At 39.5% G+C, this 26,427-nt stretch carries 34 protein-coding genes; 5 read left to right on the forward strand and 29 right to left on the reverse strand.

Annotated elements, in window-relative coordinates:
* Positions 1–226: 226 nt before the first annotated feature.
* From BLS69_RS11605 to BLS69_RS11615, 3 genes are read left to right on the forward strand one after another with little or no spacing between them, the layout of a single operon-like run.
* Positions 227–2,038 (forward strand): cache domain-containing sensor histidine kinase, encoded by a 1,812-nt coding sequence (locus tag BLS69_RS11605; protein WP_091031634.1) that lies wholly within the window; start codon positions 227–229, stop codon positions 2,036–2,038.
* Between the two features lie 5 nt (positions 2,039–2,043).
* On the forward strand, positions 2,044–3,633 hold the full coding sequence (locus BLS69_RS11610; RefSeq protein WP_256332344.1) for a response regulator: 1,590 nt from the start codon (positions 2,044–2,046) through the stop codon (positions 3,631–3,633).
* Entirely contained in the window at positions 3,626–4,591 is a 966-nt protein-coding gene (locus tag BLS69_RS11615) for a sugar ABC transporter substrate-binding protein (protein WP_091031638.1), read from the forward strand. Before BLS69_RS11610 ends, BLS69_RS11615 begins: the two co-directional genes overlap by 8 nt.
* A gap of 452 nt (positions 4,592–5,043) precedes the next feature.
* Here the strand turns inward: BLS69_RS11615 and BLS69_RS11625 are convergent, their stop codons facing one another.
* The 7 genes from BLS69_RS11625 to BLS69_RS11655 all read right to left on the reverse strand — a co-directional run bounded on the left by BLS69_RS11625 (position 5,044) and on the right by BLS69_RS11655 (position 10,120).
* Positions 5,044–5,568 carry a GNAT family N-acetyltransferase gene (locus BLS69_RS11625; RefSeq protein ID WP_091031643.1) on the reverse strand — a complete coding sequence of 175 codons (525 nt, stop codon included), beginning with the start codon at positions 5,566–5,568 and terminating at the stop codon, positions 5,044–5,046.
* A gap of 37 nt (positions 5,569–5,605) precedes the next feature.
* Positions 5,606–5,929, reverse strand: a complete 324-nt coding sequence (locus BLS69_RS11630; protein ID WP_091031646.1) for a hypothetical protein — start codon at positions 5,927–5,929, stop codon at positions 5,606–5,608.
* Between the two features lie 45 nt (positions 5,930–5,974).
* Positions 5,975–6,421: a GNAT family N-acetyltransferase gene (locus BLS69_RS11635; protein ID WP_091031647.1), complete on the reverse strand. Its 447-nt coding sequence runs from the start codon at positions 6,419–6,421 to the stop codon at positions 5,975–5,977.
* A 180-nt stretch (positions 6,422–6,601) separates the two neighbouring features.
* The gene (locus BLS69_RS11640; RefSeq protein WP_176872685.1) at positions 6,602–7,444 is read right to left on the reverse strand and encodes a phosphotransferase family protein; all 843 of its coding nucleotides are present in this window, start codon (positions 7,442–7,444) and stop codon (positions 6,602–6,604) included.
* Positions 7,445–7,504: 60 nt separating this feature from the next.
* Positions 7,505–8,437 (reverse strand): hypothetical protein, encoded by a 933-nt coding sequence (locus BLS69_RS11645; RefSeq protein ID WP_091031651.1) that lies wholly within the window; start codon positions 8,435–8,437, stop codon positions 7,505–7,507.
* A 34-nt stretch (positions 8,438–8,471) separates the two neighbouring features.
* Positions 8,472–9,299: a methyltransferase domain-containing protein gene (locus BLS69_RS11650; RefSeq protein WP_091031653.1), complete on the reverse strand. Its 828-nt coding sequence runs from the start codon at positions 9,297–9,299 to the stop codon at positions 8,472–8,474.
* Positions 9,300–9,343: 44 nt separating this feature from the next.
* Positions 9,344–10,120 (reverse strand): class I SAM-dependent methyltransferase, encoded by a 777-nt coding sequence (locus BLS69_RS11655; protein WP_176872687.1) that lies wholly within the window; start codon positions 10,118–10,120, stop codon positions 9,344–9,346.
* Between the two features lie 157 nt (positions 10,121–10,277).
* Between BLS69_RS11655 and BLS69_RS11660 the strand changes: the two genes are divergently transcribed.
* Positions 10,278–10,727 carry a DUF1569 domain-containing protein gene (locus BLS69_RS11660; protein ID WP_091031656.1) on the forward strand — a complete coding sequence of 150 codons (450 nt, stop codon included), beginning with the start codon at positions 10,278–10,280 and terminating at the stop codon, positions 10,725–10,727.
* A gap of 193 nt (positions 10,728–10,920) precedes the next feature.
* Here the strand turns inward: BLS69_RS11660 and BLS69_RS11665 are convergent, their stop codons facing one another.
* The 15 genes from BLS69_RS11665 to BLS69_RS11735 all read right to left on the reverse strand — a co-directional run bounded on the left by BLS69_RS11665 (position 10,921) and on the right by BLS69_RS11735 (position 20,428).
* Positions 10,921–11,502 (reverse strand): HAD-IA family hydrolase, encoded by a 582-nt coding sequence (locus BLS69_RS11665; protein ID WP_091031657.1) that lies wholly within the window; start codon positions 11,500–11,502, stop codon positions 10,921–10,923.
* Between the two features lie 232 nt (positions 11,503–11,734).
* Positions 11,735–12,214: a DinB family protein gene (locus tag BLS69_RS11670; protein ID WP_091031660.1), complete on the reverse strand. Its 480-nt coding sequence runs from the start codon at positions 12,212–12,214 to the stop codon at positions 11,735–11,737.
* Positions 12,215–12,250: 36 nt separating this feature from the next.
* On the reverse strand, positions 12,251–13,054 hold the full coding sequence (locus tag BLS69_RS11675; protein ID WP_091031664.1) for an AAC(3) family N-acetyltransferase: 804 nt from the start codon (positions 13,052–13,054) through the stop codon (positions 12,251–12,253).
* Between the two features lie 134 nt (positions 13,055–13,188).
* The gene (locus BLS69_RS11680) at positions 13,189–13,647 is read right to left on the reverse strand and encodes a DUF5662 family protein (RefSeq protein WP_256332283.1); all 459 of its coding nucleotides are present in this window, start codon (positions 13,645–13,647) and stop codon (positions 13,189–13,191) included.
* Between the two features lie 20 nt (positions 13,648–13,667).
* A complete protein-coding gene (locus BLS69_RS11685) occupies positions 13,668–14,177 on the reverse strand; it encodes a phosphotransferase-like protein (protein ID WP_091031667.1) in 510 nt (169 codons plus the stop codon).
* A gap of 53 nt (positions 14,178–14,230) precedes the next feature.
* On the reverse strand, positions 14,231–14,713 hold the full coding sequence (locus BLS69_RS11690; RefSeq protein WP_091031670.1) for a DinB family protein: 483 nt from the start codon (positions 14,711–14,713) through the stop codon (positions 14,231–14,233).
* Entirely contained in the window at positions 14,710–15,438 is a 729-nt protein-coding gene (locus BLS69_RS11695) for a metallophosphoesterase family protein (protein ID WP_091031673.1), read from the reverse strand. The genes BLS69_RS11690 and BLS69_RS11695 overlap by 4 nt, the downstream gene beginning before the upstream one ends.
* 34 nt (positions 15,439–15,472) lie before the next feature.
* Complete coding sequence (locus BLS69_RS11700; protein WP_091031675.1) at positions 15,473–16,129, reverse strand: DUF4367 domain-containing protein; 657 nt, start codon at positions 16,127–16,129, stop codon at positions 15,473–15,475.
* Between the two features lie 41 nt (positions 16,130–16,170).
* Positions 16,171–16,725, reverse strand: a complete 555-nt coding sequence (locus tag BLS69_RS11705) for a helicase (RefSeq protein ID WP_091031679.1) — start codon at positions 16,723–16,725, stop codon at positions 16,171–16,173.
* A 126-nt stretch (positions 16,726–16,851) separates the two neighbouring features.
* Positions 16,852–17,247: a VOC family protein gene (locus BLS69_RS11710; protein WP_091031682.1), complete on the reverse strand. Its 396-nt coding sequence runs from the start codon at positions 17,245–17,247 to the stop codon at positions 16,852–16,854.
* Between the two features lie 33 nt (positions 17,248–17,280).
* The gene (locus BLS69_RS11715; protein WP_371129074.1) at positions 17,281–17,850 is read right to left on the reverse strand and encodes a YfiT family bacillithiol transferase; all 570 of its coding nucleotides are present in this window, start codon (positions 17,848–17,850) and stop codon (positions 17,281–17,283) included.
* A 257-nt stretch (positions 17,851–18,107) separates the two neighbouring features.
* Positions 18,108–18,509, reverse strand: coding sequence for an NUDIX hydrolase (locus BLS69_RS11720; protein ID WP_091031685.1), 402 nt, complete (start codon positions 18,507–18,509; stop codon positions 18,108–18,110).
* A gap of 57 nt (positions 18,510–18,566) precedes the next feature.
* Positions 18,567–19,124 carry an HAD-IIIA family hydrolase gene (locus BLS69_RS11725; protein ID WP_091031688.1) on the reverse strand — a complete coding sequence of 186 codons (558 nt, stop codon included), beginning with the start codon at positions 19,122–19,124 and terminating at the stop codon, positions 18,567–18,569.
* Positions 19,125–19,618: 494 nt separating this feature from the next.
* On the reverse strand, positions 19,619–20,020 hold the full coding sequence (locus BLS69_RS11730) for a GNAT family N-acetyltransferase (protein WP_091031691.1): 402 nt from the start codon (positions 20,018–20,020) through the stop codon (positions 19,619–19,621).
* Between the two features lie 186 nt (positions 20,021–20,206).
* Positions 20,207–20,428 (reverse strand): helix-turn-helix domain-containing protein, encoded by a 222-nt coding sequence (locus BLS69_RS11735; RefSeq protein ID WP_176872689.1) that lies wholly within the window; start codon positions 20,426–20,428, stop codon positions 20,207–20,209.
* A 60-nt stretch (positions 20,429–20,488) separates the two neighbouring features.
* Here BLS69_RS11735 and BLS69_RS32545 point away from each other — a divergent pair, with 60 nt between their 5' ends.
* On the forward strand, positions 20,489–20,686 hold the full coding sequence (locus BLS69_RS32545; protein WP_091031694.1) for a hypothetical protein: 198 nt from the start codon (positions 20,489–20,491) through the stop codon (positions 20,684–20,686).
* 225 nt (positions 20,687–20,911) lie between these two features.
* On the opposite strand, the gene BLS69_RS11745 is transcribed toward BLS69_RS32545, so the two are convergent.
* The 7 genes from BLS69_RS11745 to BLS69_RS11775 form a co-directional block, all read right to left on the reverse strand.
* Positions 20,912–21,403: a GNAT family N-acetyltransferase gene (locus BLS69_RS11745; protein ID WP_091031695.1), complete on the reverse strand. Its 492-nt coding sequence runs from the start codon at positions 21,401–21,403 to the stop codon at positions 20,912–20,914.
* A gap of 210 nt (positions 21,404–21,613) precedes the next feature.
* Positions 21,614–22,297, reverse strand: a complete 684-nt coding sequence (locus BLS69_RS11750) for a lysozyme inhibitor LprI family protein (RefSeq protein WP_091031698.1) — start codon at positions 22,295–22,297, stop codon at positions 21,614–21,616.
* Positions 22,298–22,499: 202 nt separating this feature from the next.
* Positions 22,500–23,300 (reverse strand): inositol monophosphatase family protein, encoded by an 801-nt coding sequence (locus BLS69_RS11755; RefSeq protein ID WP_091031699.1) that lies wholly within the window; start codon positions 23,298–23,300, stop codon positions 22,500–22,502.
* A gap of 162 nt (positions 23,301–23,462) precedes the next feature.
* On the reverse strand, positions 23,463–24,095 hold the full coding sequence (locus tag BLS69_RS11760; protein WP_091031702.1) for a hypothetical protein: 633 nt from the start codon (positions 24,093–24,095) through the stop codon (positions 23,463–23,465).
* Between the two features lie 175 nt (positions 24,096–24,270).
* On the reverse strand, positions 24,271–24,735 hold the full coding sequence (locus BLS69_RS11765; RefSeq protein WP_091031703.1) for a VOC family protein: 465 nt from the start codon (positions 24,733–24,735) through the stop codon (positions 24,271–24,273).
* A gap of 114 nt (positions 24,736–24,849) precedes the next feature.
* Positions 24,850–25,617 (reverse strand): nucleotidyltransferase domain-containing protein, encoded by a 768-nt coding sequence (locus BLS69_RS11770; RefSeq protein WP_091031706.1) that lies wholly within the window; start codon positions 25,615–25,617, stop codon positions 24,850–24,852.
* A 57-nt stretch (positions 25,618–25,674) separates the two neighbouring features.
* Positions 25,675–26,301 (reverse strand): Type 1 glutamine amidotransferase-like domain-containing protein, encoded by a 627-nt coding sequence (locus BLS69_RS11775; protein ID WP_091031708.1) that lies wholly within the window; start codon positions 26,299–26,301, stop codon positions 25,675–25,677.
* Between the last annotated feature and the right edge of the window lie 126 nt (positions 26,302–26,427).

A 26,427-nucleotide genomic window follows, 5' to 3' on the forward strand; every position in this document is an offset into this window, starting at 1 on the left:
TTTCGTTTCACCTTATGGTGTGACCACATTATAGAACGCTTTCATTCCGAGCTTATATGGAGTCTTATACTTTATTTATGTAATAATTTAGTAATTTCAAAAAATGGAGTCTAAAAAGTGTAATTTCTTTGTTTAATTGTGTAGTATTTAGCGATTCTCTTACATATTAGAAAATCATGTTATACTAATGATACATTTTTGATCCCTTCAGATGGAGTGGAATACGTTGAAACTCATTCAATGGATTGCTTCAAGCCTCAGGCTTAAATTACTCAGCATGTTTATCATCCTCAGTTCAGTACCACTGATCGTGGTTGGATTGATTTCTTACCACAAATCCTATACGGTCGTATCCAATCATAACAAGGCATCGACACAACTGGTTGCCGACCAGCTTGCCAGGAACATTGACATCTTGTTTGAGGATACGGAACGACTGCTCGAACTGGGCAAGAACCCGCAGGTGCTTCAATACTTATATTCTCAATCGGAGTCCTACCCGGAAGCCAAAGCCATCCTTCAGACATACAACCTTTATCGGGAAACCTACAAGTATGACAAGGTACTTAATATCTCATTCGTGAATTTTTATGGAAAAGGCATAAGTGAACGAAAAGGCGTGTTCAAGCTGGAACGAAATCCGCTGCGTAACCCGTACTTCAAGTATCTGATACAGTACCCGGATGCCATTCTGCGCATCCCTCATTCTGCAGCCAATGCCGAATATAACAGGCTGGATGGGTTTGCTTACCCTAAACAGAATGCGCTTTCAATTATAACCACGGTAAAAGAGCGAATTACGCATGAGGTCATTGGGTTCATCGTAATTGATTTGAATGATTCGTTCATTGATGATTTTTTGACAAGTACCCCCATTAAGGATTCCGGTTTTTTCTATATTAGTGATCAATACGGAAATACACTTTTCAGGCCGGATGCCACCCCGGCATCCATAACCATGATGGATCAGATCCGATCGATTCCTTTACATCTACAGCACGACAGCTTTATCCTGTCTGCAAGATCCAAGCCCCAGTTTGTTGTATACAGCACCTCAGAACAGACCGGATGGAAAATGATCGGCGTAGCTCCTTATCAGGAAATCATTGCAGAGGCCAATAGCATTCGGCAATTGATCATCATCACGGTGTTGTTAAGTGCGTTCTTTGCAATATCGTTATATTTTTTCCTGAATAATCGACTGATTCTTCCCATTCGGATTCTGATGAACAAGATGCGTAAAGCTGCAAACGGTTACTTGGAAGCCAAAGTCACACCACACGGCTCGGACGAAATTGCTGATCTGGGTAAAAGCTTTAATGTGATGCTTGATAAGCTCAAAACACTAATCGAAAAAAGCATTCGAGAGAATGAACAGGTAAAAATAGCTGAACTACGTACGCTGCAAGCTCAGATCAACCCTCACTTCCTCTATAACACATTGGAATCTATTCTATGGATGGCTGAAGCAGAGAAAAAAGAAAAGGTAATTAAACTTGTCCAGGCCCTCTCGAAGTTCTTTCGTTTGAGTCTGAACAAAGGATTCGATTGGGTGTCCATTCAAACCGAGCTTGAACATGCACGGAGTTACTTGGTCATTCAACAGATGAGGTACCACGATATTCTCACCTACGAGATCAGCGTTGACTCTGAGCTTCAGGACTATCCCATTTTAAAAATGACGCTGCAACCCCTGATTGAAAACGCGCTCTATCATGGGATCAAGAACAAACGTGGTCAAGGGCTGATATCCATACACGGATATGTTGAGGACAATAGCATCATTCTCACCGTACAAGACAACGGAATCGGCATGTCTGCGGATCGATTGGCACAATTACGTGAAGAGTTGGAGAAGCCGGCAGGTTCCCGTTCACCCCAAGATGACGAGCAGGAAGGCGGATTTGGTCTGCTCAATGTACATCACCGGATTCGGCTCTATTTCGGACCAGCTTATGGCGTTGAAATGGAAAGTACGTATATGGAAGGCAGCACATTTATGATTCGTATCCCCAAAAGCAAGGAGGTTCACCGTTGAAAAAGGTGATGATTGTGGATGACGAAATTGGAATTCGGGAGAATATACGCAGTTGCATTGATTGGGAAAAGGAAGGTTTTCACTATTGCGGGGATGCACCCGACGGCGAGCTTGCGTTACCTTTAATTCATGAATGGGCTCCGGATATTCTGATTACAGATATCAAAATGCCATTTATGAACGGATTGGAACTGACCTCCATCGTTCGCACTCAACAACCTGATATCAAAATCATTATCATGAGCGGTCATGATGAATTCAGCTATGCCCAGGAGGCCATCCGACTTGGTGTGACCGAGTACTGTCTAAAGCCCATTAGCGCAGCAGAGCTAATCCAAATGCTTCATAAGGTCAGCAAACAAATGGATGAAGAACACCAACGCATGACAAGCCGGACGATCACCAAAGAAAAGCTGTTGGCCGATCTGTGTGGAGGACTCATCGGTACAACCGATGCGATTGAATCAGCCAAACAACTCTCACTTCCTCTCTCAGCCAGGTATTATACCATTGTCATTATCGACGTACGATCAACAGATGATTCCAGGGACTCGGAATCCATGATGAAGAAGCTCATTCCCGTACTGGAGGAAACTCGTGATCCCCACGTAGAACTTCTTCCTTATATTCGAAGCCGGACAGAGCTCGTGCTTCTGCTCAAGTATCACTCCGATGACAGCATATCCGTATATCTGGAGCAGCTTCGCGGGCGGGTTCGTATGGAACTTGAGCATATGTTCAACTGTCATATTATTCTGGGCATTGGCAGTCAACAGGAGCGTCTGCAAGGAATACATGTCTCTTATCTGGAAGCGGAGGAAGATAAATATATTAATCGACTCACCCTTCAGAACAGAGCTTCTCTACGTGAAATTAACCTGGATGAGCAAACAACTCTTTTTCTCGACAGGAATTCGTTTCTTGAATTTCTCAAAATCGGCAGTCTCAATCTGCGTGACCATTTTGTGCAGGAGTTTGCCGCTCCATTACAGTCCTTCGACTGGAAGTCCTCATCGTATGGCTTCTATCTGTTGAATGATCTTACGTTGGAGTCGTTTCGGCTTGCGAATCAGCTGTTCCGCATGAGTGACCATTCGGATGAGAACATTACTTCCCTGCAACAGACGATCCGGAAGATAACGTGCTGGGAGGATTGCACCCAGTATCTGTGTTCCCTGCTTAACCTGTTATGGCAGAGAAGAGCCGCGTGCTCCGGAAAATACAGTGATGTTATTGATCAGGTGAAAGCCTATGTATCCCGTGAATACAATAACGAACAGGTCTCGTTGAAGATGATTTCTGCACACGTCAGAATCAGTCCAAGTCATCTAAGCAAGATTTTCAGTCAGGAAACCGGTCAAACGATAACGGAGTATCTAACCCAGATTCGAATCGGTAAAGCCAAGGAGCTGTTGAAAACAACCAACAACAAAACCTTTGAGATTGCTTATAAAGTTGGTTACAACGATTCTCACTATTTTTCTAATATATTCAAGAAAACAACAGGTTTTACGCCAAGAGAATACCGAACTCAAGGAACCGAGGAATCGCAGGCCAGACCATCAGATTTGAGAAAAGAGCCAATGTATGAATAAAGCCAGATTTGCACTTTTACTTACACTAATACTGCTGTTCCCGATGATCATTTCATCCGGTTCGGCACACAATCGTTCACAACAGATGGCTGCAACACTTCCTGCAACTTCACCTGTAGAGAAGTCTGCAGCGAGCAAAACTTTCGGTATTATCTATCCAATGACGTATCCAACCTATGAGATGATCACGAAGGATGCAACGGAGTATGCAGGGAAACACAATATCACGTTAATTGTAAACGCACCTGATGAAGCCAATACCGAACAACAGATCCGTATCATGGAGAATATGATTAAACAGCATGTGGACGGAATCGCTATATCTCCTGTGGATGCTGCTGCACTTACACCCGTTATTGATGCAGCCCAAGCTGCGGGTATTCCTGTCATTACATTTGAGTCAGATGTCCCATCCAGTCATCGAATCGCTTATGTGGGCGCCGATAACTATCGTACTGGCCAGCAATTCGCGATGACGACTACAAGACTTCTGCATAATCAAGGCATGATTCTTGTCGAGAATGGCTTGGAGGAGATGCAAGGTTTGCAGCAGCGGCTTAATGGATTCATTGATTATATCCGCAGTGAAACAGACATCGAAATCTTGGAAGTTCGTTATCATCAAGGGAATGAAGATCAAGCCATGTCCGATATGGAGAACATGATTCAAGCTCACCCTCACTTCAATGCGATTATCGGGCTCGATTTTGTTTCTGTCTCTGCCTCTACTCTGATCTGGAAAGCCAAAGGCCTTAACCGGCATTTAATCGCGTTCGGTGACAGCCCGACCAGTGAAAACGGGTTGCTCAACGGTCAATTGTCTGCCGTTATTTCGCAGAATGAAGGAGTCTGGGGTACCAAAATGATGGAGACCCTGTTACTCGCTAGCGACGGAGTGCCTGTGAAGGAATTTATTGATACGGGGATCATTGAAATAAACCAGGAAGGTAGTAATTAAGGGGAGGTCCTCCTGTCATTCTGATGACATGAGAACCTCCCCATTTAAATTTTCGTACACGTAGTTATTACATCCGTTCATCGAAGGGTTTCTCATGAAAGATGACCTTTTTCTGAGAGTTGCTCATATCTATCCTTTACGTTTAAGCTTCATAATGAGCCGATCCAGGATGAACCCCACTCCGCCCCAAAAAATCAAATGTAACAAGTATATTAACGGCCTGAACAATGAGTTCGTCTCTGGATTTGTATTTATTTTGGTCAACCAGTCATTCAGCAACGGATTTATAGGATTCGTTAGGTAAATCAGAATATTCTTATCATCGTTTCCTGATAAATTAATGAAACATACGGTTAGCGAGAAAATGACAAACCAAAAAGTCAGCTTTTTCAGTATGTTCAGCATGACGAGTGGGTGAACCTCCTCTCAAGTATATGATGCCTTTTGAGAAGTTATTTTTTCCATTCATCTTCCAGAATGCTCATCTCAATAAGATTCCAGAAGGTATCTTCATATCTTCTTGCATCACGAATAAGTCCCTCTTGTACAAAGCCCGCTTTTTCATAACATCGGATGGCTGAGACATTAAAATCAAATACGCCCAGACTGATCCGGTGTAACTTCTCCTCTTCAAATCCAATTCGAAGTGCCTCATCGATCATTTGCTTCCCATAGCCTTTACCCTGATATGGCTTGCCAAGGAGCACCTTACCAATGCGCCCTGAACGATTATATCGATCGATACCGCCAAGAGCAATATGGCCTACAATCTCCTGGGTCGATTCATCCATCACTTTATAAATGAACTTATTTGAAGTGTTTTTATCATTGGCACCATGCAAATAATCCGATAGCTGTTCTCTGGAAAGTGGATAATGGAACTGAGGGCCGGCCCACTGGAGCAGAAATGCTTCATCCCCACTCCACTCGATTAGTTGTTCAAAATCTTCCGGTTCAAAGTATTGGAATGTAATCATATCAATCTGCCCTTTCTTTTTTATGTCATATCATAACCTATTTCAGTTCTCTTGTGTCGTCATAATTATGAGTTTCATCAAACGCTTTGTTTCTTATATTCATTTCTCGGATGGAGTTCTGAATCCAATTCATTCTAGCTAATAAACAGATAACTCCACCCAAAATGCATATCGCGCCTATCCAATAATTCAGTGCAAAATTCACCTGATAATCACTCGGAGTATAACTGCCAGCTGCTGCTGACTGGAATGCTACATACCCTAGCTTGGGAATCACCTCTTCAATTATTTTTGAGATCGTAATAATCACAATGCCTAACATGATAAAGAGTAATGAGAAAATAATGTGTACATGCTTCAAAGACAAACTACCTCCTTTACAATCCAAATCGCGTGCGTTTGGGCACTACTTACATCTTAGAAGCCGAACAACTTCGCCATCAATCAGCCCTTCACTTACTCTCTGAAAACCAAGTGATTCATACAAATTCCCTGCGATACTATTTTCCGGCCTATGTCCAATCATGATGCATTTGCAATTCAGTGATTCTTTCATTAGATCAATCAACTTCCTAAGCGCTTCTCTTCCATAACCTCTGCCCTGATATTTTGTATCTACCATTAGAGCAAGAAGCCAGTAGTTATCCTCATGATCCGGCTTATCTGAGTACACAGCAAAACCAACCAGATCCGAATCATAATAGATGGCCATGGGGTGAAAATCGGTCACCACCTTGGATTCAGCAATCCAATATACAACCGGCGCGGGAAAACTTTTTTTCTGCTCTTCCGTTACATTCAGTTGGGTACATGCATACCAATTATCCACCGACACACGTTTTATATGAATCATAGTTTGAAATTCCTCCTCGTGAAGATTACACAGAGGAATCCCTCGGAACCCTTCCTTGGGTCCTCTGCGCTAGACAAAAACACCTGTGGCAACTTTATTTCTTCTACTCAGATTCGTATTGTTTCTCATATCACATCACTCCTTTCACGTATATTTCAGCGTTTCAACGAAATTTCACGATTAAGCCTTGTTAAAGCTCGCTTGCAGTGTCCATTCTAATCTGCGCAGCCATTCCCTATGTACATCTGGATGAGCATTCTTGATTCGGTTCATGATCTGAATTACTTTGGATGTGGAATATGCCCGAATTAGATCATTTGTTACTTCAATATTTGTACGTTCTGTATATGCATTTAAGAAGACTTCTGACAGATCCTTTGCCATGTGAGGATAATGAAGATGCACAAACCACACCACCCATGCGATATCAAACAATGGATTGCCCCATCCTGCCCACTCCCAATCCAAAATGAACATTGAATCGTTGGATAACATGACATTATGCGGTCCGTAATCTCCGTGAATCAGAGTTTGCTCCCCATGATCGGAAATGTGCAACACTTCTTTTACCATGCTTTTGATTCCGGAGGGTACAAACTCAAGTCCCTCCACATCCATAGCGGACTTCGTTACGACTGGCAACTCTACTTCGCAATCATCTCGTTTGATGGAGTGCACATCTCTGGCGAGATATATACCAAGCTGCTCATAAATTTTCCTGCCTTGTTCACGTTCATCTTGATCCAGCAGCCTCTGTGCGTTTATTCCTGGAACGTAATCCATTATAACAAACAGCCAGTTTTCTTTTTCAAAGCAATCATGCAATCGCGGAGTCACGCCAGAATGATTTAACAACGTTAGCGCGCTTATTTCTGTCCTTGCATCTGTATTTTCTACATGATAGATTTTAGCAATCTTCTGCGGATCAGTTCCTTCGAGTAAGAGGGTCGTATTGGTATAACCACCTGTTAGTTTAACAATGTTCACATTCGGAAATCTGTTTAACAAGATGTCATGGTTCACTTCATGCATTCCTTCTTTCTTATTTCTTGAAGTGCAGTCCTCTTTTATGCAAAGTCAAACCTAATCTTCGATCTCTGAAAGCACAGGGCTATGTTTAATGAGCTCAGCGATTTCAAAAGATTCATTGGCACCTAGCGCTTCTCTAACAGCCTCAACCCCTTCTGACTTCCATACCGAACAGACATATTTAGAAAAAGCATACCCATTCAAAGCATATCCGCTGTTCTGCAGCCATCTGAATAACTCCACACTTTCCTCTACCTTTTCAATATCTGTCAAAATACATGCCAGATTGTTCAACGCAATGTGAACATCTCTCTGTGAGTTACTGGATGAATTCAATTGTCCCCAGCTACCTACAACTTCCTGATTTTTTATTTGATCTAATGCTGACCAGTCGATATTGTTTATCAAATTCAGCGTTTCATCCAGAAGCAGATTTACTTCTCTAACGTCACTGGAATGATGCAGATAGGCCAGACACTGTTTGTTATATGTAATCCGGGCAAAAAGAATATTGGACCATGACTCATCTTCTTGTATGAGTTGGTTCATATTTTCAAGCACACTGCCCATTTCACTGTATCTCTCCAAAACCCACAGTGAACCACCCAAAGCCCGATGGCTCTCGAATCGAACACCTCGGTTGGTATCCACCTCCGGGGCATGATCACAAGCATATTGGTACCAATCCATCCAATGATCAAAGTAGTTTCCCAGAGATAATGACAACGCTTGTGTTGAATCCGAAACAATCCAGTGTAACTGCTCCGGAGCGAGATTTTCTTTCCCCCATTCGAAGAATGCCCGGTGATTGGCATAAAGCAGTTCCGGCTCTCTTAACAAGGCATAACCGTCGGAAACATTCCAGTAGACCCAGCCTCGTTTATTAACAGACAACTTCCTGGATTGTTCGTAGTTTTTCAGTAACTCAATCATACCCTGATGATCCCCTCGAACTACTAATTCCTGAAAAGAATGAACGATATTCATACCCATCCTCCGTCCCTAATTAGTTTCAACCCAGCTATGTCAATGGCTTCGTGCCGCAAGCTGTAATGAAATTCATCATGGCATAGGCTTCCGGCGAATGATTTATCGCTTCAGAAGCTTGTTGCAGCTGAGCAAATTCCTCCGAACTGATCACGCCTTTTTCAGCAAAATGTACAAAACGATTAAGATTAAACTGCTGCTTGAACCCTTCAATACCTAACAGATCACTATGTTGAAGGACAGAATCAATGTCAACATCGATGTATCCGTTCCCAGAAAGGAGACGCGGCAGACTTCTGCCAATTAAGCGATTACCCCCGTGTTGTGCCACATAGTCCGAAATTTTCATTAATACCGTATGTAAAGCAGGAACATCAGGATTCACCGCTCCAAAAACGCCGTCATCTACATCAATAATGGCAAGGCGACCGCCAGGCTTCAGTACACGATATATCTCTTGTGCAGCTTCGTCAGGATTGTTCAAGTGAAGGAAGATCAGTCTTGCCACGACAAAATCAAAAGAATCATCAGGCAGATCCATCTGGTAGATGGAAGATTCTACAAATTGTAATCGCGTGGAAGGAATATCTTTCAGCCGTTCTTTGGCTTGTGCTTGCAGTGAATGATCAATCTCAAGCGAGGTAAGCTCGCTGTCTGGCAGACTGTTCAATAGTTGCTCTGTAATGTAACCCGGTCCGCTTCCGACCTCCAATACACGCATTCCATTTTTCAAACCATACCATTCTAGATTTCGGAACTCTTTGGGCCACCCCATTACCGCTTGCATCTTTAACCTCTCTAATTCCTCTTGTAAACTTAACACTGCCGTTTGGATACTGTATGTTGAACGCGGATCACTCATATATTCTCTCCTGTTCTTCAGTAGATTAATAAAAACATATATTCTTAGACCTTTTTCTTCCCTAGAAAAAGAGCAACCTTATGTTGTTTCTCTATCGTTCCACCTGCAGCATCTATGGAATCTTTGACTCGCTCCAGAAGTGAACGCCGAACATCCTCAGCCAGCTGTTGATGCTTGGAATTTGTATTTAATAAAGCGACATATTCTTCGCTGGAGCAAGTCTGTATCCAGTTATACTCCTTAACCTCAATATCCGTGAACAAGAAGGATTGCTCAGTCATTTCTTTGCGCTGCTGAATGACTTGTGCAGGAGAAGGATAGTGCGAATCATCCAGATGAAGGGCTAATGCTATGTAGTGGGAACGAATTTCATTGTGTAGCTGGTCATAGACCGGTACATGAACCGTCCAGAAAAGTCCAATGCCGCCTGTATTCTCTAGCAATTCCCAAGCCCGGCGATAACTAACTTCCGGATCAATGAAGTGAAAGGCCGTTCCAGACACAATCAATTGAAATCGCTTTCCTTCGTTATTCCAGTTCTCAAAGGAAGTGTTGATTACTTGAATCGTTGGATATGACTTGAATTTGTCTGCGGTGAACTGTGCCAAGTTGCTGCCTAATTCAATACACGTGATGTTTGTATAATCCTTGCTCACCAATCCGCCAGTGGCCTGCCCCGTTCCGCAGCCAATCTCAAGAATGGAATCCTCTTTATTAAGATTCAGATATGTAAAAATATCATCAAACATTTCACTCGGATAGACGGGTCTATATCGTTCATATTCATTGGTTACAAGATTAAACGTTTCCTTATTTTCCAAGTTCGCATCCTCCGATTTCAATTGTGGTTTTCCCATAATACATTGACTAAACTTACCATATCTTATTATTCTTGATAGTAAGAGGATAAACCTTTCAATAAGAGAATGATGATAGTTTAAGTTCAAATTTTATATCCTAGAGGACTGAGGTGTTCTTGTGAAAAGTATATTTGATACGATAAATGCTGCTGAAATTAAAGAGCGCATGGATCAACTTAGTGAAAATTCCATCCCTAAATGGGGCACGATGCAGGTCTCTCAGATGCTGGCTCACTGTTCAGCATTTCATGATATCCCCTTAGGAAATGCTTTTCCACCTAGAGGATTACTTGGGAGACTTATAGGACGGTTCGCAAAACCAATGTTTTATAATGACAAGCCCTTGCCCCATAATATGTCTACGATCCCGACAATCATTATTGATGACCAACGACAGTTTATGGCAGAAAAAGAAAAGCTTAAGCAGCAGATTAATATCTTTCAACAAGGTGCTTCAGAAAAATTCTCCCGCCACCCCCATCCCTTCTTCGGAAAATTAACAGCCGAGCAATGGGGTAAAGGCATATACAAGCATTTAGATCATCATCTAAAGCAATTTGGAGTTTAGCGGTTATGCACTGCGATTCCTTGATTATTAGATTGCGAAATAGCAAGATAATCTTTTGCTTCAATCATACTTCCTTCATCCAGAGCTAAAGGATAATTGTTCCCGTTCGCATTCCAGAAGGGAGATTAGATTTCATTCGAAGGTTAGGCTTGTTAATTCCCTATGCCTAAATAACACGTTCATCCTTTTCATTCTAAATTAGCAGTGACTCAATTTCATTAACCCAATCTCCTTCTTCGTCAGCCAGTAAAGTCGTCCAGCCAAGTAGCTTAGCAGAATGTAAATTCTTCTCTTGATCATCTATAAATAGAACCTCTTCTCCAGCTGCCAGGAAGGTTTCGACCCTTTGGTATATTTCAATCTCGGGTTTGCATAAACCCACTTGATTAGAGATGGTTACACTTTTGGTAAATGAGCTTAAACGACTCAGATTCGGCTCAATCCATTCCTTACAATGATTGCTGAGCAGATGGATATCGGCGGACTCACTCCATCGCTCAAGGTATTGAGCGGTTGGTAAGGGAACAATTGAATTGTATAAGATGTCCTTCGCTCGGCTTATTGATAATTCGGGATACATCTCCTTTAACGATTGCCAGAACTCTTCTTCCCTCATCATTCCTGTCCAGAGCTTTCGTTTGATTCCTGCAAAATGTACTTTCAAAGATTCTGCCGATAGGTTGGTTTCCTCACTCATATCTTTCCAGCACGTCAACGACATATTACTTAACAAAACCCCTGCGATATCTAAAACGATCTGTGGTCTGCCTTTCATTTTATCGACCCCCGAGTTCAACTAATACGACGTATAACAGGCCTCAAGTTACTTAAAGGCATCATGTGGAAGGACAGCATGCACACCCTTTGGTAAATGAACCAATCAGATTTTCCTGAGTTAATTCAATCGTATGTGTACTCACTACAATCCCTCCCTGGTTTGGGATACGTATTATATTCAAAGCAAGCCACATGCTGCATTCCGTGCCGCCTCCTACATGCTAAATCCTTTACGCTTCAAGATTGGCAAGATATTTCTTCAACGGTTCCATATGATGCTGGTCATGCCATATAAAATCTTTAAGGTACTGGGGAATATAAAATACGTTCCCCTCTGCGTCTAAATACGTCTGATGAAGCTGTTCCTCCGCTAACCCTCGAATGTCATTCATAATTTTATGGCGGTACGTGATAGCCTTATTTACGATTTCGGACGTCTCTGTGCGGTTACCAAATTCAATAGCTTTGCGATTAAACTCTTCAAAATTCATATGTTTTAACGTAACTGGCTGCTTCAGAGCAATCTTCTCAATCGCTTCCTTGTAAAAATATCGGTCCCATAACATGATATGACTGACGATGGATTTAATCATCCATTTCCCTTCTTCCATGCTGGAATTCCAGCTCTTCTCTTCAAGATGATTCATCGTCTTGACAAACAACGCCCATTCTTCAAAATTTTGAAGCAAATGTTCAATCTCTTTAGTCATGATTACATTTCCCCCTTCTATCTTTTTTGAAATGATTCACTGCTCGATATGTTCTCTTCGGTTCCGATTCATCCATTCCAAAGCATAATCAACCATCTCTCTTTGGGGTATCAAATAACTCACAGCTTTCCCTACAATTCCTTCGGTAACAGCGTTAGTCTGGATCTTAAACTCATTAAAAATCAATTCAAAATCATCCGATTCATTGTTAATATCATCGTATGTAGTCCATTGTTCAATCCCATTCACCAGCATTTTTACTCCCCAGACTTTTGGCTTAACAAATGTATTCTGCTGTTTATACTCTGCCAGGTGTAAGGAGGTGTTACTATTTGTAGGCGCACCAAGTAACAGAATGTATCCACTCAAATCATAGATTTTTCCTAACGGAGATTTCTCATTTAATGCATAATGCAAGTTGTGATCTTCTATTATCCGTTTGCCCTCTTTCCCCCAGGCAGCAAAAGACATGTGCGGAAGTGAGCTTCGTAACACACCATCTTGCTTCCGAAACACCTCAGGAATGATGCCCATATACGAGGTTGGGGTTAAATCAGGATAATAAATAGGCATATTGTCTTTGATGAACTCAATTTCCTCTGAAGATAGGTTCGCGTCATGCTCTAAAGGTTCACAAAGATGTTCTGTTTGAGTGGGCATGATAATGGTTCCAATGGTTCCAACGGCTTCTTCCAGAGCTAAAATAACACTTACCGGGCCGCCTATAACCTTACCTATTGCTTTGAAGGAGGAATGAACGATTATCGTCATGCCCTTCTTAACACCTATGCCTATTAAATCATTAATGAGCGTACTTTTTGTAATTCCACCTGATATCATATGAACTTTTCATCCCACTCTGTATTGATAATTCCCCGTCTAACATTCCATTCTTTCAGCATTTTTCGTTTTACGGCAGCCTGCTCTGCTATGGCTAATTCCAAAAACCGCATATCATTTTGGATCATCATTATTCACCTCTCTAATAAGTACTGCATAAGCGCTTCTCTCGTCATTGGATGCAGAATAACATCTTCCGAGTTCATCATACGTTCTGCCAAATTGGAATCTTTGACTCTGCGGCCCCATTTTCTTGAAAAAGATCTCCAGTCACATACCATTTCTATAAAATATTTTTTTGGCATAGGCAAAGCTTCTTTTGTAGTTCTGTTTACAATCCAATACTCCCAATGATGTTTATTATGATTCTGGTGATGTAACCATGCGTTCTTCCATCTTAGATGGGTTTCTTCATCCTTCTGTTCTGAATAAAAATGAATTGCATAGGGAATAAATTCTTGCGGAAAGAACTTGGATATATCATGAATTAGACCTTGCACATACAGACCTTCTTGCCAACATTCGATCAGCACGTTCAATTTATGCTCAACAACATATAGAAAATACCTCCAGTATGCGGAACGAATGGTCACCAACTCCCATAGCATTGTGTTTAGAGCAGTGCTCCAATAATCATCTCGGCACATTCTTCAGGTGTATGTACACTCGTATCCACCGAGAAACTATACTGAATGTCGGAAGCCATGATTTGATGCTGCTCATCCGATTGCTCTTCTCTTCTATCCCCACGTTCAATGTTCCTCTGACGGCAGATGTCGAGGGGGCAATATAACTCAACGATATCCAGTGGATACCCTTCAAAAATCTGTTTGACTTGTTCATAATGCGGCACGAGCTCTGGTCTTTCCACAAGAATGCCATCGATCAGAACATGCTTTCCATGGTCTGAAAATACTTTTGCCGTATGATACATCATTACAATCGCTTCACTCAGATACTTCCAGTAATTCGTCTGAAGGTGTTTATCACCGATCGTATTTTCAAAAAGATCATTAGCTACCACATAGAAAAACGGATCATCGTATGATTGCATCGCCTCTACAATTGAAGTTTTACCAGAGCTGGTTACACCGTTCAAAAATATAATTTTGCCTTTTTCCATGATAGTCATCTTCCTTGCTTAAGTATAATTTTATAAACGTAATACAGCATGTACTACGTGTGTTTCATTGATTTTTTGAGCAGCATGATCTGGCCAATATGATAGGCATTATGAATACATAGATTTGATACAACTCCCCACCATGGCGCGTTGAAATAGGAAGGGATTTCACGGGTCAATTTATGTTCTTCGCTATCTTCGAGTGCCCTGTTCCAATCACTAAAGACGGTTTTCAGTCTATGTAATGTCTTGCGCCATTCCACATCATTCAGGTTAGACGTATCTATGTCGAATGTATCCTCATTATTCACTGAATGCTGCCCGTCGACCTGTTCGGCAATATATCTCTCAAGCCACTTCTCATTCCAGAAAATAAGATGATTGACGATCGCCCAGATGGAGTGCTCCCCCTCATTATTTACATAAGCGGCCTCCGCCGCACTGAGGTCTGTCAAAATATCATGCAGCGGTATAAACCAGCTCTTGTCATGATAACAGGCATTTAATTGGTCTATGAGAATAGCTTTGTAACTCATCGTTGCACCTCACTCAGATTAAACTTTGAATCAGAAGTTACGTAAGAACCATTTTGGTAAATTAAACAATTCAGTTGCATTCCATAGGCACATCCACCATCAATGCCTATCTTGTCTTCACCAAACCAAACATCCGCAGATCCATGAATGTCTATCGTTGTTGTATGGCCAAAGACGATCTTTTTGTGCAGATTGGTAAACGTATGATGAATAAATTTATCTTTGATATACATAAAATCATGATCTGGTTGTTTCCACCATTCTATGTAATCAGGGTTTAATCCGGCATGAACGTAAATATGTGTCTCATCCTCATGGTATAGAGGTAATTCACTCAAAAAATCAATATGATGACCGTAATCTATTTTTATTGACTCTCTCGCTTGGTCCAACATTTCATTAGAAATTTCGCCTTCAATATTACAATAGCTCTGAAGTGTTTGAAGCCCTCCATGTTCAATAAACTTGGCTTTAATTAATGAACTTCCCTCATTTATAAAATCAACAAATCGTTGATCGTGATTACCTCTTAATGCGATCGCATGATGTTCTTTTACTAATCTGATAACCTCTTTGACCACTTCTTTACTGTTAGGACCTCGATCCACATAGTCACCGAGCAAAATTAGTTGATCATATTTCGAATTGTAATTGATATCATCCAATAACTGATTAAATGGATCAATGCAGCCATGAATATCGCTAATCATTATCGTCCGATTCATAGAAACTCCTTTTAGAACAGTTATAATATAAAATTTATCCGTTCATTGACTTCGCAATCTTCATCACAAGATCTTCTGACATGTTTCTGCCAATGATCTCGTATTGCAGCGCCTTCCCATGCACATCCTCTTCGATCCATATCAATTGGGAAGTTTCGTTATTGAAAATATAAAATGCTTGAACGCCGCGTATAGCTGTTTGTTTAACCGTAGTACCACCATGATCAGGCAATGCGATCCGGCTCTTTGTTGTCCCGAAAATATTAAGTTTATAACCACCGTATTCTTTATAGGTGATGCTGATGCCCACAACCCTCTTATTGGGCTTCAAGTCGCGTATCACTACATTTCTGCCTGACCTGTTACTTTCTTCAATCATTTCATCAATTTCTTGCGGAGTTAAATTATCAAATCCATAAAATACATGAATGGCATCTATATCTGAATCAATCGGAAATTTCGGCTGCCATGGAGAGTAGTGTCGTTGCAATAGTTCCAGACCTTCTTCCCATGGAATGGGTGCATAATTGGTCTGTTGCGTGAATTGATTTTCTATAACATCTGCAGTGTAAATCGCCTTCCCCTCACCAGGCTTTAAGTCAAAGACGATTCGGTCAATCGCATGATCATTGCGTAAGGATTCAATTTGAATTTTTCCAAGCACATCTCCGCTTTTGTTTTTGATATCCATTGATCTTCACTCCTTTGTTTTCAAAAATACCTTTCTGATCTTCATACAATAGAAAGCTGAGCCCTACAGAAGATAAAGCGATCATGAGGACTCCAAATATGCAAATCGTCGGCAAGATATCCTCGTAACCATAACTTGTCGTTTATTCGTCTGAGATAAAAACCTTTTGGAAATTCATTATCCTCCGTAAGGGCTGCAGATGCTATGGTAATGGAGCCGTACGGAGCTTTCTTACCCTCTGAAATATTGGTAGAACATATCTCAGGCTGATCCAAATATTGCATTCTTAGATAAGGACCTAACTCAACCGGACAACATTCCAACCCAAGATCATTTGCTCTTCGAAAGAGCTGAAAAGTCGTAGCACCATTCGAAAATCCAAGTTGTCTGACGGTTAACTCAACCGTCTGCAAGCTTTGCTTTCTACTAGAAACTATAAATCTCTCATCATTTAACAACTGTTCTCCATATTTATTCAATAAAATAGAGTGTTGGTCCAGTTTCTGTATAAGCTGTGTTTTTGTTAAACCGCCAACGTCTACTATTCTAATTTCAACTGCGCAATCAGGGTATACTTTTTCATCTTCAATCAATATCCGTATCCCCCTAATCTAGATTCACTACTATTCGACTTTATATATCGAATGCAGTCACTCACCTATTTCTGAATCCGTTTACATACATATCCTTGGTAAAGGATAGCAGCAGACCAAGGCTCCTCATTAGAAATTCAATTCACAATCATGGTGTTCCCACACATCAAATAAGTTACCGTCCAGATCTTCTAACACAAAAAACTTCCCATACTGTCCCTCATCACTAACAGCCCCTACTTTCACATTCTCTGATGTTAAGTAGTCATGTAAAGAACCAATATTATCAGTGAAAAATGTAATGACCCATCTCTTTTTCTGATGCACTTCAAATGTCGCTCGTGTTTCATTATCGTTTTGGATCAAGTCCAAAATTGGGCGATTCCCCCGAAATAAACTCAAATATCCTTCGCGTTGGTGGCGAATGTTAAATCCAAAATGTTTTACAAACCAGGCGGCTGACACTTCTAAATCTTTCACTGGAATTACATTATATGCTATGCCCAGAATCCTTCCATTCCCCATATGTTACCTCCACACTTGAGATGTGTATAAACCCTACCACCTCTGCGATGTTATACAAAATTTAATTTGAGCAATATGATGCTGCCCGTGCCATACAAATCTTTGAATCGCGATATCCAGTGTAATTGCACCTAACAATTCTGTTCGGAGTGTTCGTCTAAACTGATCGGGATGTAAACCATGCAGCAACGTGAGAAATCGCTTGTGCAGTATCTCCATCAGCAAAATTGAATCTTCGATGGTCGTATTCCTGTAATCATGTAATGATGCCCATAAATCCTCTCGATATGAGCTTGCCATTGGTTCCTCTTCAGTTAACGCTCTCTTAAATCTGATATAAGCGTTCATGTCATTGTCCGCAAGGTGGTGCACAATCTGTGTGATCGTCCAACCGCCATCACGATAAGGAGTACAAAGTTGATCATCATTGAGATGTAGTGTAATCTCTCTTAAGGACTTCGTAATTCCGGGAATTTGACCTATGATGTGGATTCGGTCCTCATTAGAGAATTTAAGACTTGGCTCAAAGTGTCCTATCGGAAAGCGTACATTTCCATCCAAAGTTGACCACCTCTCCATTTCTCTACTATAGAACCAAATCATATCCAATATAACCCACAATGTTCCATTTGCGAAGTATAAAAGCAAAAAAAGAAGCAACCTTTGTTCTCCGGCTGCTCCTTATATTACACTACTCTCATATCTGTATTTGGATTAGAAAACTAGGACAATTAAACCTGAGTTACGAAGGTACAATCATATAAAAAGCGCCCCTATCTTGGGTCGAATGGTGTTTGTCTAGAACATCACCAACCAAGAGATGAGCGGCTTTAAGGTGGAGTCTACCATAATGAGTGACCTTATTCTGAAAATTCAATCAAAAATGGATGGCTTTTCTCATCTAATGCATTATGAATTCTGTCATAGAAATTTCCCCATGTTATCATTTGCTGAGCTTCTTCTAAAGTAAAGTAGCCCACTTCTTCACTTTCATCACTGGTAGTTAAAGATCCACCAATCGGTTTTCCAGTAAATATATTGTTGCATACGCCACGCGTTATGTTCTGATACAAACCACAAAATTTAATTAATTCAATGTCAATCCCTGTTTCCTCTTTCACTTCTCGAACCGCTGCCTGCCTAATAGTCTCTCCTTCTTCAACACAACCTTGAGGCATTTCCCAACCTCTTCGACCTTTCATGAGTAAAATCTCATTATGTTCATTGAGAACGATTACACTAGCAGAAACAATAAATTTCATGCTAATTCCTCCTGTTATATTTATTTTTTTTAAAATATATCTTATCTTAGATAGTTCCTATCTTAGGTCCGCTTCAATCGTTCCTTCCAAACTAATAATATAATTAACTGCTTCTTCGAAATCACTTGCAATAAAATCTGCTTCTGTGTTTGACCATTTATGTCTGTATTTATTTAAAGCTTCATTCCCTGCTCCAGTCAAAACTAATATCTTTTTGCATCCAGCATGATGACCTGCTAAAATATCAGACCATCGATCCCCAATTACAATACATTTACTTAAATCTAAATTGTTTTTCTTAGCAGCGTCAAGTAACATTCCTGGGTTCGGTTTGCGGCATTCACATCTCTCAGTATGTTGATGCGGACATATAAAAACATTATCAAAGCCAAATTCTATCATTTCTCTTACAAATACTTCTTTTGTAGCTTCACCTCTTGAAATACCGGGCTGATTCGTAAATCCGTACAGTTTAATTCCAAGTGCTTTTAATTTTTCCAGAGATTTTTTAGTGTATGGAAATAATTCAAATTCCCCCGGGTAAAGGACTTCATCTGAACCACCGATCGTTCCATCACGATCGATAAAAACTGCTTCAACAGTGAATGCTCTCATAATTAACCTCCAATTATCGGATTTTGATCATTTATAAATACACCTTCACTAAGCTTTACGATAATATTTCTGTAATCACCACTCGAAACCAACATTAAGATTATCTCTTGGAAAACATCTAAGAATTGATTCTAAATCTAGCTAAAGTTTGTCTTCGACTCACCGTTATTCCTCCTTGCTTTTAAGATTAGCGATAATCTCACAAAACGTTCCTGTACTCACGACGTTCAGCGTTTTTAAATATGTATGCTGAAGCACTTCCATAGAATACACTTCCAGCAGACTATGGCTCCGTTAAAAGCCATAGCATGAATATAATGTTATACATCGGAGTATCCGAATTGAAGTTTTATATAGTGACCTTCTTAAAAACAACTACATCTATAATCAATTCTAATCTGATCGGAATCTTTACTTCAAACGGGGGCGATGCCCCTACGTATTACCGTGTTGTTATCTGATTCTACCAACTTCTTTAATAAACTCACAAAATGCTATACCATATCTGAAATAAACATGGCTTTAGTTCCTTCTTCTGGCTTAAATCCAAATATTCCATAAAATTTTTCTGCACTATCATAAGATATAAGCACTTTTGTTTTTATATTAGAATATCGGCTAAGCATTTGTTCCATCATTCTCTTTCCAATTCCTAATGATTGATATTCTTTGTGAACTAACATGTAATGAAAATATACTGTCATCACGCCGTCAGACAATGCATTTATTAAGCCAACTAATTTGGTATCATCCCATGCAGTAATAACCGTATGCGAGTTGTTTATTGCTTGTCTAAGATCTTCTGGGAAATCTCCTGATTTCCAGTCCACCGAGTGAAACAGTTCTTGAATTGCTTGTGTATCAATGTCTTTTACTTCTTTGAAAATGATTGTCATAATATTGCTCCTATGCTTGTTGTTTGAATTGGGAGTATTGGACAACGTTTCTATATTCAAGAACCCCGAAGGGGATGTTTGCTGAAACTCTTCTCGAAATCCATCCGCAGCCCCAAGCTCCGAAAGAGCAATGCTTGGATATTATGTTATAGGGATGGAATCGCTTCTCGAATTGACCTTCACGATTTATTTTTCTTCTGGTACGTATTCAATCAAATCAGATAATTTACAATTAAATGTATCGCATAGCTTGAATAAGGTTTCCAGCTTTGTTGTTTCTATATTTGTTTCCCTATAGAGCTTATTGATCGAATTCCGACTTAAGCCCGATTTTGCCATCAATTCTGTTATATCATCTATTCGATGTTCTGCCATGAGTTCTCGTATATTACACTTGATTATGTTCATCTTTACCCCTCCATAATTCTATCTTATCTTTCATATTAGCAATCATCAACAGAACCGCTTATAAGAATACGTTTAGAATTACTCTATACTGAGCTTCTGAAATGTCATACGGACTACAATCAACTTTCTGCGGAGACAGATCAATACTTTAAAACACTTCGTGATGCTTTGCCCGATCAACTTCAACATACAGTTTTTCTTTACGAAGACGCACAAATCTCACTCCAATCCATCCTAGAAAGAAGTATCTACATATAAGGTTTCAAAGATGCCCCATAACTATTTAGTGAATTGCAGAATTCTAGTATTTAGAGGGTTTTATGACCCTCTTTTTCTATTGTTTTTGATTCTGTCGTATAACCTCCCCGTAGCCGAGCCACTTCCTTGGAATGCCTCGAGCGGACCTAGGATAGGTACCAGCCGGTCCTCAGGTAAATATGATGGTAGACGATGCCGTACTGAATTAGTTTTCATTAAATGCTTTTAATTTCTTGTACTAAATTCTTGTATATATTTTTTTCGATCTTGTACATAGTGTTCAGTGTAGTTAGTTCCTTTAAAATCTTCTATTACATTTCTCCAAAATGTCCTTGCCGGAAGATTGCTCTCCATTTGCGAAATCTTCCAATTCGCTTTGTACATCTTAAATGCTTCTATTGCTGCTTTACGACCTATGCCCGATCTTCTGTATTTCTGTAAAACCATAAAATCGTATATCACATGCGTCGGATCTGGATCAGTATCCATATTCTCAAAAAGGACTACTATAAAACCAACGAGTTTACCTGCTACTTCTATAAAAAATGGATTCCATCTTTCGTCGCCTTCCCAATAATAATTTATGTTTACTTCGAATTTTCCGTTTCTATCTATATCTCGACCTGTATATTTACTGAAGTCATACTCGTACAATTCATATAAATTGATTAGTATACTTTTATCTTCAGGATTTACTCGGACAAGTTTTAATTCCATGTTTGCATCTAACTCCTTTTTGTTTTTTCAATGCACTTCGCGTTTTCGCCTAACGTATGTCCATTCCTGACTTTGATTCCCCTTAGATAGCTCTATCTTAAGTAAAATCAATGTGTCGTCTGGATTCACGTTATCGAAACTTCGCAGGCGACCAAGGCGTGGTATTCCCGCGACTTGAATACAGTTATGCCCGTTACTCTCTTCCAAGCATCACCTAAAACCTTTGATCCAGATTCCAACTCTATTTTTACTTTGGTATAAAAACTCAACTTCACCATCTAACAAATATTGATATTCAAATAATTGCATTGTTCTTTCCCTAATTCTCTCCCGTATAACCGTGCCTAAGCTTACCGATCCTTTTGATCCAAGGTAACCATTATTAATAAATGTCTTCTCTACAAATTTTGTTTCCTTTAAGTGATATTGTAACCATTCTTTCTGCGATTCGATTAGTGCTTCTCTTGGTTCTCTATCCAACTTAGAACGAAGCTTTTTATATATTTGGTTCAACTCTTTATCCCAAATCTCTGTATATTTGCTTTCCAACGCCCCCCATCCCATTGTTGTAATAATCTCTTTTGAATTTTGCGCCTCATCAAATTCCACTTCATAATCATGATCTATAGGATTTCGAAGCATTTCATCATAAAATTCTCCTTTCAATTCATAGTTCCCAATGCTCATGGATAACACTTCATTGTTAGAAGCATCTGATCGACCTTCAGTTATTTCTTTCGGTTCTGTTCCATTACCTGTACTCACTTCATCAGGAGGCAGTTCAGAATTCATTTTTGATTTAGTTTCGCTGTTCAAGGTAGTCGATTGACTACTATTTTGGCAAGATGAAAACACTATTGTAATAAAAACTAATAAGAGTATCTTACCTTTCATAAATTATCTCCTTTAATGGCGCATAACGTTACTGTATCCACGCCCCTCCCACCAACTCGACCAATTGGAGCGGCCGCGATGCGGTTAGTCGTACGGATGTGTCCGCTGATTCTCTTCCCTGCCGATCGCTTCTCGTGGACAGAGGAGCTGTCAAGCTCCGGAGCGTGGATATAATGTTAGATGATGTCCGTTGCTTCTAGCGTTAACTCAATCCTTCTCTTACAATTTGCAATAGTTCTTCTTTGTGGTCTGGGTGACATGCAATTAAATAAGGTTCTTCTTTCATTCCATTAAACTTATTTCCTTCAAAATCTATAACAAGCCCCCCTGCTTCCTTAACCATTAAGATTCCTGAATACAAGTCATCACCTTCAGAATTGTACAGAACAATTCCATCAATATCTCCTTTGGCCAACATACACCATTGAAGCGTTGGAGCCCATAATCTTAACATTCGTTTAAATCTAATATCAATGTGTTGTCTTAGTTTTACTGCTTGTGGGTCGTTTTGTACTCTGTGACCTTGAATCCAACCTATATTTCCTTTGAAAATATTCGGGTTACTCTTAATTTGTATTTGTCGATTATTGCAGCTTGTCCCTTCACCAATAACAGATACAAATAAACGTTCTGTTAGAGGTTCATAGACCACTCCAAGAACAGGCTCTCTTTTATACATTAAGGTAATTGATATCGCAAAAACAGGTAAACCAATTGCAAAATTATTAGTTCCATCTAAAGGATCAATTAACCATAACCAATCGTGCTTAGTTCCGATAAGCCCTGCCTCTTCACTGTGTATCTGATGATTTGGAAATGCGTCTTGTATTTGTTTGATAATGATTTCTTCACAGATATGATCTACTTCAGTAACCATATCCCCGAATTCATCTTTAGATCTCAGTTCAACAAAGTTATCAAACTTCTCTTTAGAGATTAGACCTGCTTTGCGAATAATTCTTATTGCTATCTCTTTTGCGGTTTGAATAATCTTACGATCCATTACACACCTCATATTGATATTGATTTTGATTTTAACTGATTTCGTCTAACAATTTGTTTTCACGACAACCGGCGTATGCCTGATACGTCTGGCTAAATAAATTCTTCTGCTTATAGCTTCTACCCGACTAAGGAGCACTAGCGACGATGCTTGAACATCTGGTTAGGCGATGTCGTTGCCCTCCATGATTACCCTTACATACTCATCCCAATCCTTACCATCTGTATTGATTTCTATTGTTGGCACTCTTGAGATTTGAGCTTGATGTCTTAATACATTTTGGATTTTTAATAATTCACTTACCGACGATCTTACTTCTTCTTCTGTTTTATAGATCCATTCTTCAGGTTGTCTACTTTTAATTCTTTCTTCTACAACTTCGGGCGAGATTGTGAGCAAAATACACCTGGCGTTTAAAGACTCAAGCTGTTCTTCTATTTTATTTATCTCATCCAAATCCGAATCTGCAAATGCAGCTCGATGATTTAAGTGAAACCTCTCCAGAACATAAAATAGTCCCCTTGATCCTCTAGATGCAGGACCTAGTTGAATTGCCCAATCGTTAAGTTTCTTTAGCATTTCAACTCTCTCTTTAAGTAACTCAATGTGTTCTTCTCTCGTTAGACTCACATATTCTCCATGTTTATTATTCAAAATTTGAGAATAATGTTCTCCAAGGATAACTACGCTCCGTTCTGATGAATCTCCTTGTGATTGATATCGTTTAATTGCTTTTAATACTGAAGTCTTCCCGGCATTTGAGTACCCCTCAAGAATTACTCCTCTAATATGCATTTAAATCTCCTTCCACTAGCAATTATTTCGCTTAACGTTTTTATATTCATCGTTCAACGCAGTTGAATATATGATGAAGCGCTTTCATCCGGCAGACCAAGACTCCGAAGGAGCCGCAGCTTGAATACTATGTTATCTGATGCTGATACTTCTTTTAAATACCCCAATACATTCTTTAGTTTTTATCTTTCAAAAGATCTTCCCATTCTTCGATTGATAATTTATTTGATATATTCTTTAAGTTTTCAGGGACACTTACAAAACACATTAATTCTAAACTATTTCCATCTGGATCATTGAAGTAGACCGAAGCATTTCCCTGATTAGGCCTAACAAATGGATCTATTGAATCTCTTTTTCCGAATGGGACAGGCTCTATTTCAATAGTTTGAAGCCATTTCACACTGTCTCTAAGATCTTTATAACTAACTCGAAATGCTATATGCCTTAATGATGGATGATAAGAAGTGAGATACTCTGCACCTTGCCATAGACCGACCCAACTCTTTTCTTTTTCAATCCAGAAGAAAGCTGTATCCTCATCTCTCCAGGCCAGCTCTAATCCTAATTTAGAATAAAATTCGATTGATTGATGTAAGTTACTCACTGGTAAATGTGCTTCATACAACCCAAGTATCATATTTTCTCCTTTCAATCTTGCCGGTTTCAGATAACATACCTGTATTGACGACGTGCTTAGGGGGCTGGATGTAGACACTCGCTTCTAAGAGTCATCAGTAGAGTCAATATGCTGTTAGCCAACTGAATTTCTGGAAGCAGCCATTGTATTTAAGGCGTTCTCAAAATAGCTATATACTTCATCTGCGATTTCCAGAAACTCTTCAACAGATACATCGCTATCCAAGTAACAAGCATACAGATACTCAACTAAAGCGGAGTCAATCTCACAATAGTTTAATATGGCATTCTTCATCTTAATGATTTCATCTTCCCATACCGCTGTATCTTCTAAAACCAAAGAGTATAATGCACGAATTAATCTCTTAGAGTAACCTTTAATATATCTAGTTTTCATTGCGTGATCACTAACATTAGAAAGTGAACGATGTACACGATCTACTTCCTCCTTGGTATCTGTATTTAAGTCTAAAATGAATTCTGGAGAAATTATGATCGGGGGTACTTTTTCACCAATGTCCTCCCCATGTATGCAAACACAAATGATCTTAACCCAAAAACCCCAATCGTTCGGTCTACTTAATACATCATCAATCGAGCAAATGATCGTATCCATCTTAGTGACGAATGGATATTCTTCCAAAAGCCTGTCTTTGATACTTGACAATCTTTCGTAATCAATATCTTGGGGATTTGCACATACAATAGTAAAGTCTGCATCTGACTTAAAAGGTTGAGCCGTTCCTTTGGGAATCGAGCCACACATATAAATGCTATGAATCTTATCTTTGAATTCGTTAAGTATATGATATATATACTTATCAACCAAATCCTTATATTCACTTTGTATTGCAATTCTATTTATAACTTTTTCTAATATCATATAGACTCCTCCTAAAATATGAGCTTCTTCGAGCTATATATAATGAATTTACGACTTTCAATGTACTTGGTTCATTAAGATTGAGATATATTCTTCATCTTTAAGCCTTGTCACTTCACAGTTCTCATTGGATTCAAATTCTACTATTCTCTCTTCAATTGTTTTATTAGTACGATCTTTAAATATGTCCTCTCGATCATAATGAGGAAAAATAAGCTTGTCGGTTACACCTAATGCCTTAAAATCCGTTAAATTCATTGTGTTCATCTGTGGAGTAAAGAAATCGACAATGTTAATATTCGGGCCCAGTAATAACGTTCCTGCGCTTACTCCAACGATAATTACATTCTGTGCGGCCAGTCTTCTGATAATTTCATCAGCACCACTTTTCTTAGCGTAATACAATAATGTAAATGGATTTCCACCATTGATATATATAACATCTTTATGTAAGAGAATCTGCGGATCATCAAATTCAATATCTACAAAATTGATATGCTGAAATCCCATGTCCTTAAACTCTTGTAATGCTCTTTGTGCATATCTATTAGTTTCTTTTCTAGGGGATGCTGTTGTAATAATTGAGACTTTTAATTGAGAAATATCTCCCTCAATAAAATCCAGAAATTGATTTTTAATATCATCAGTATAAAAACCACATGAGGTTAGTAACAAGCTACTCATTGAAATCCCCGTCCTTAACTAATAGTTTATCTAATCTTTATAATTTAATTAAGCATTCCACTGATTTGTGCTAACGTTCCTTTATTCATGAACCCCAAAGGGGTTGTCTGCCGAAATTGCCTCATC

The sequence above is a fragment of the Paenibacillus sp. CF095 genome (assembly GCF_900101225.1).
Taxonomy (GTDB): Bacteria; Bacillota; Bacilli; order Paenibacillales; family Paenibacillaceae; genus Paenibacillus.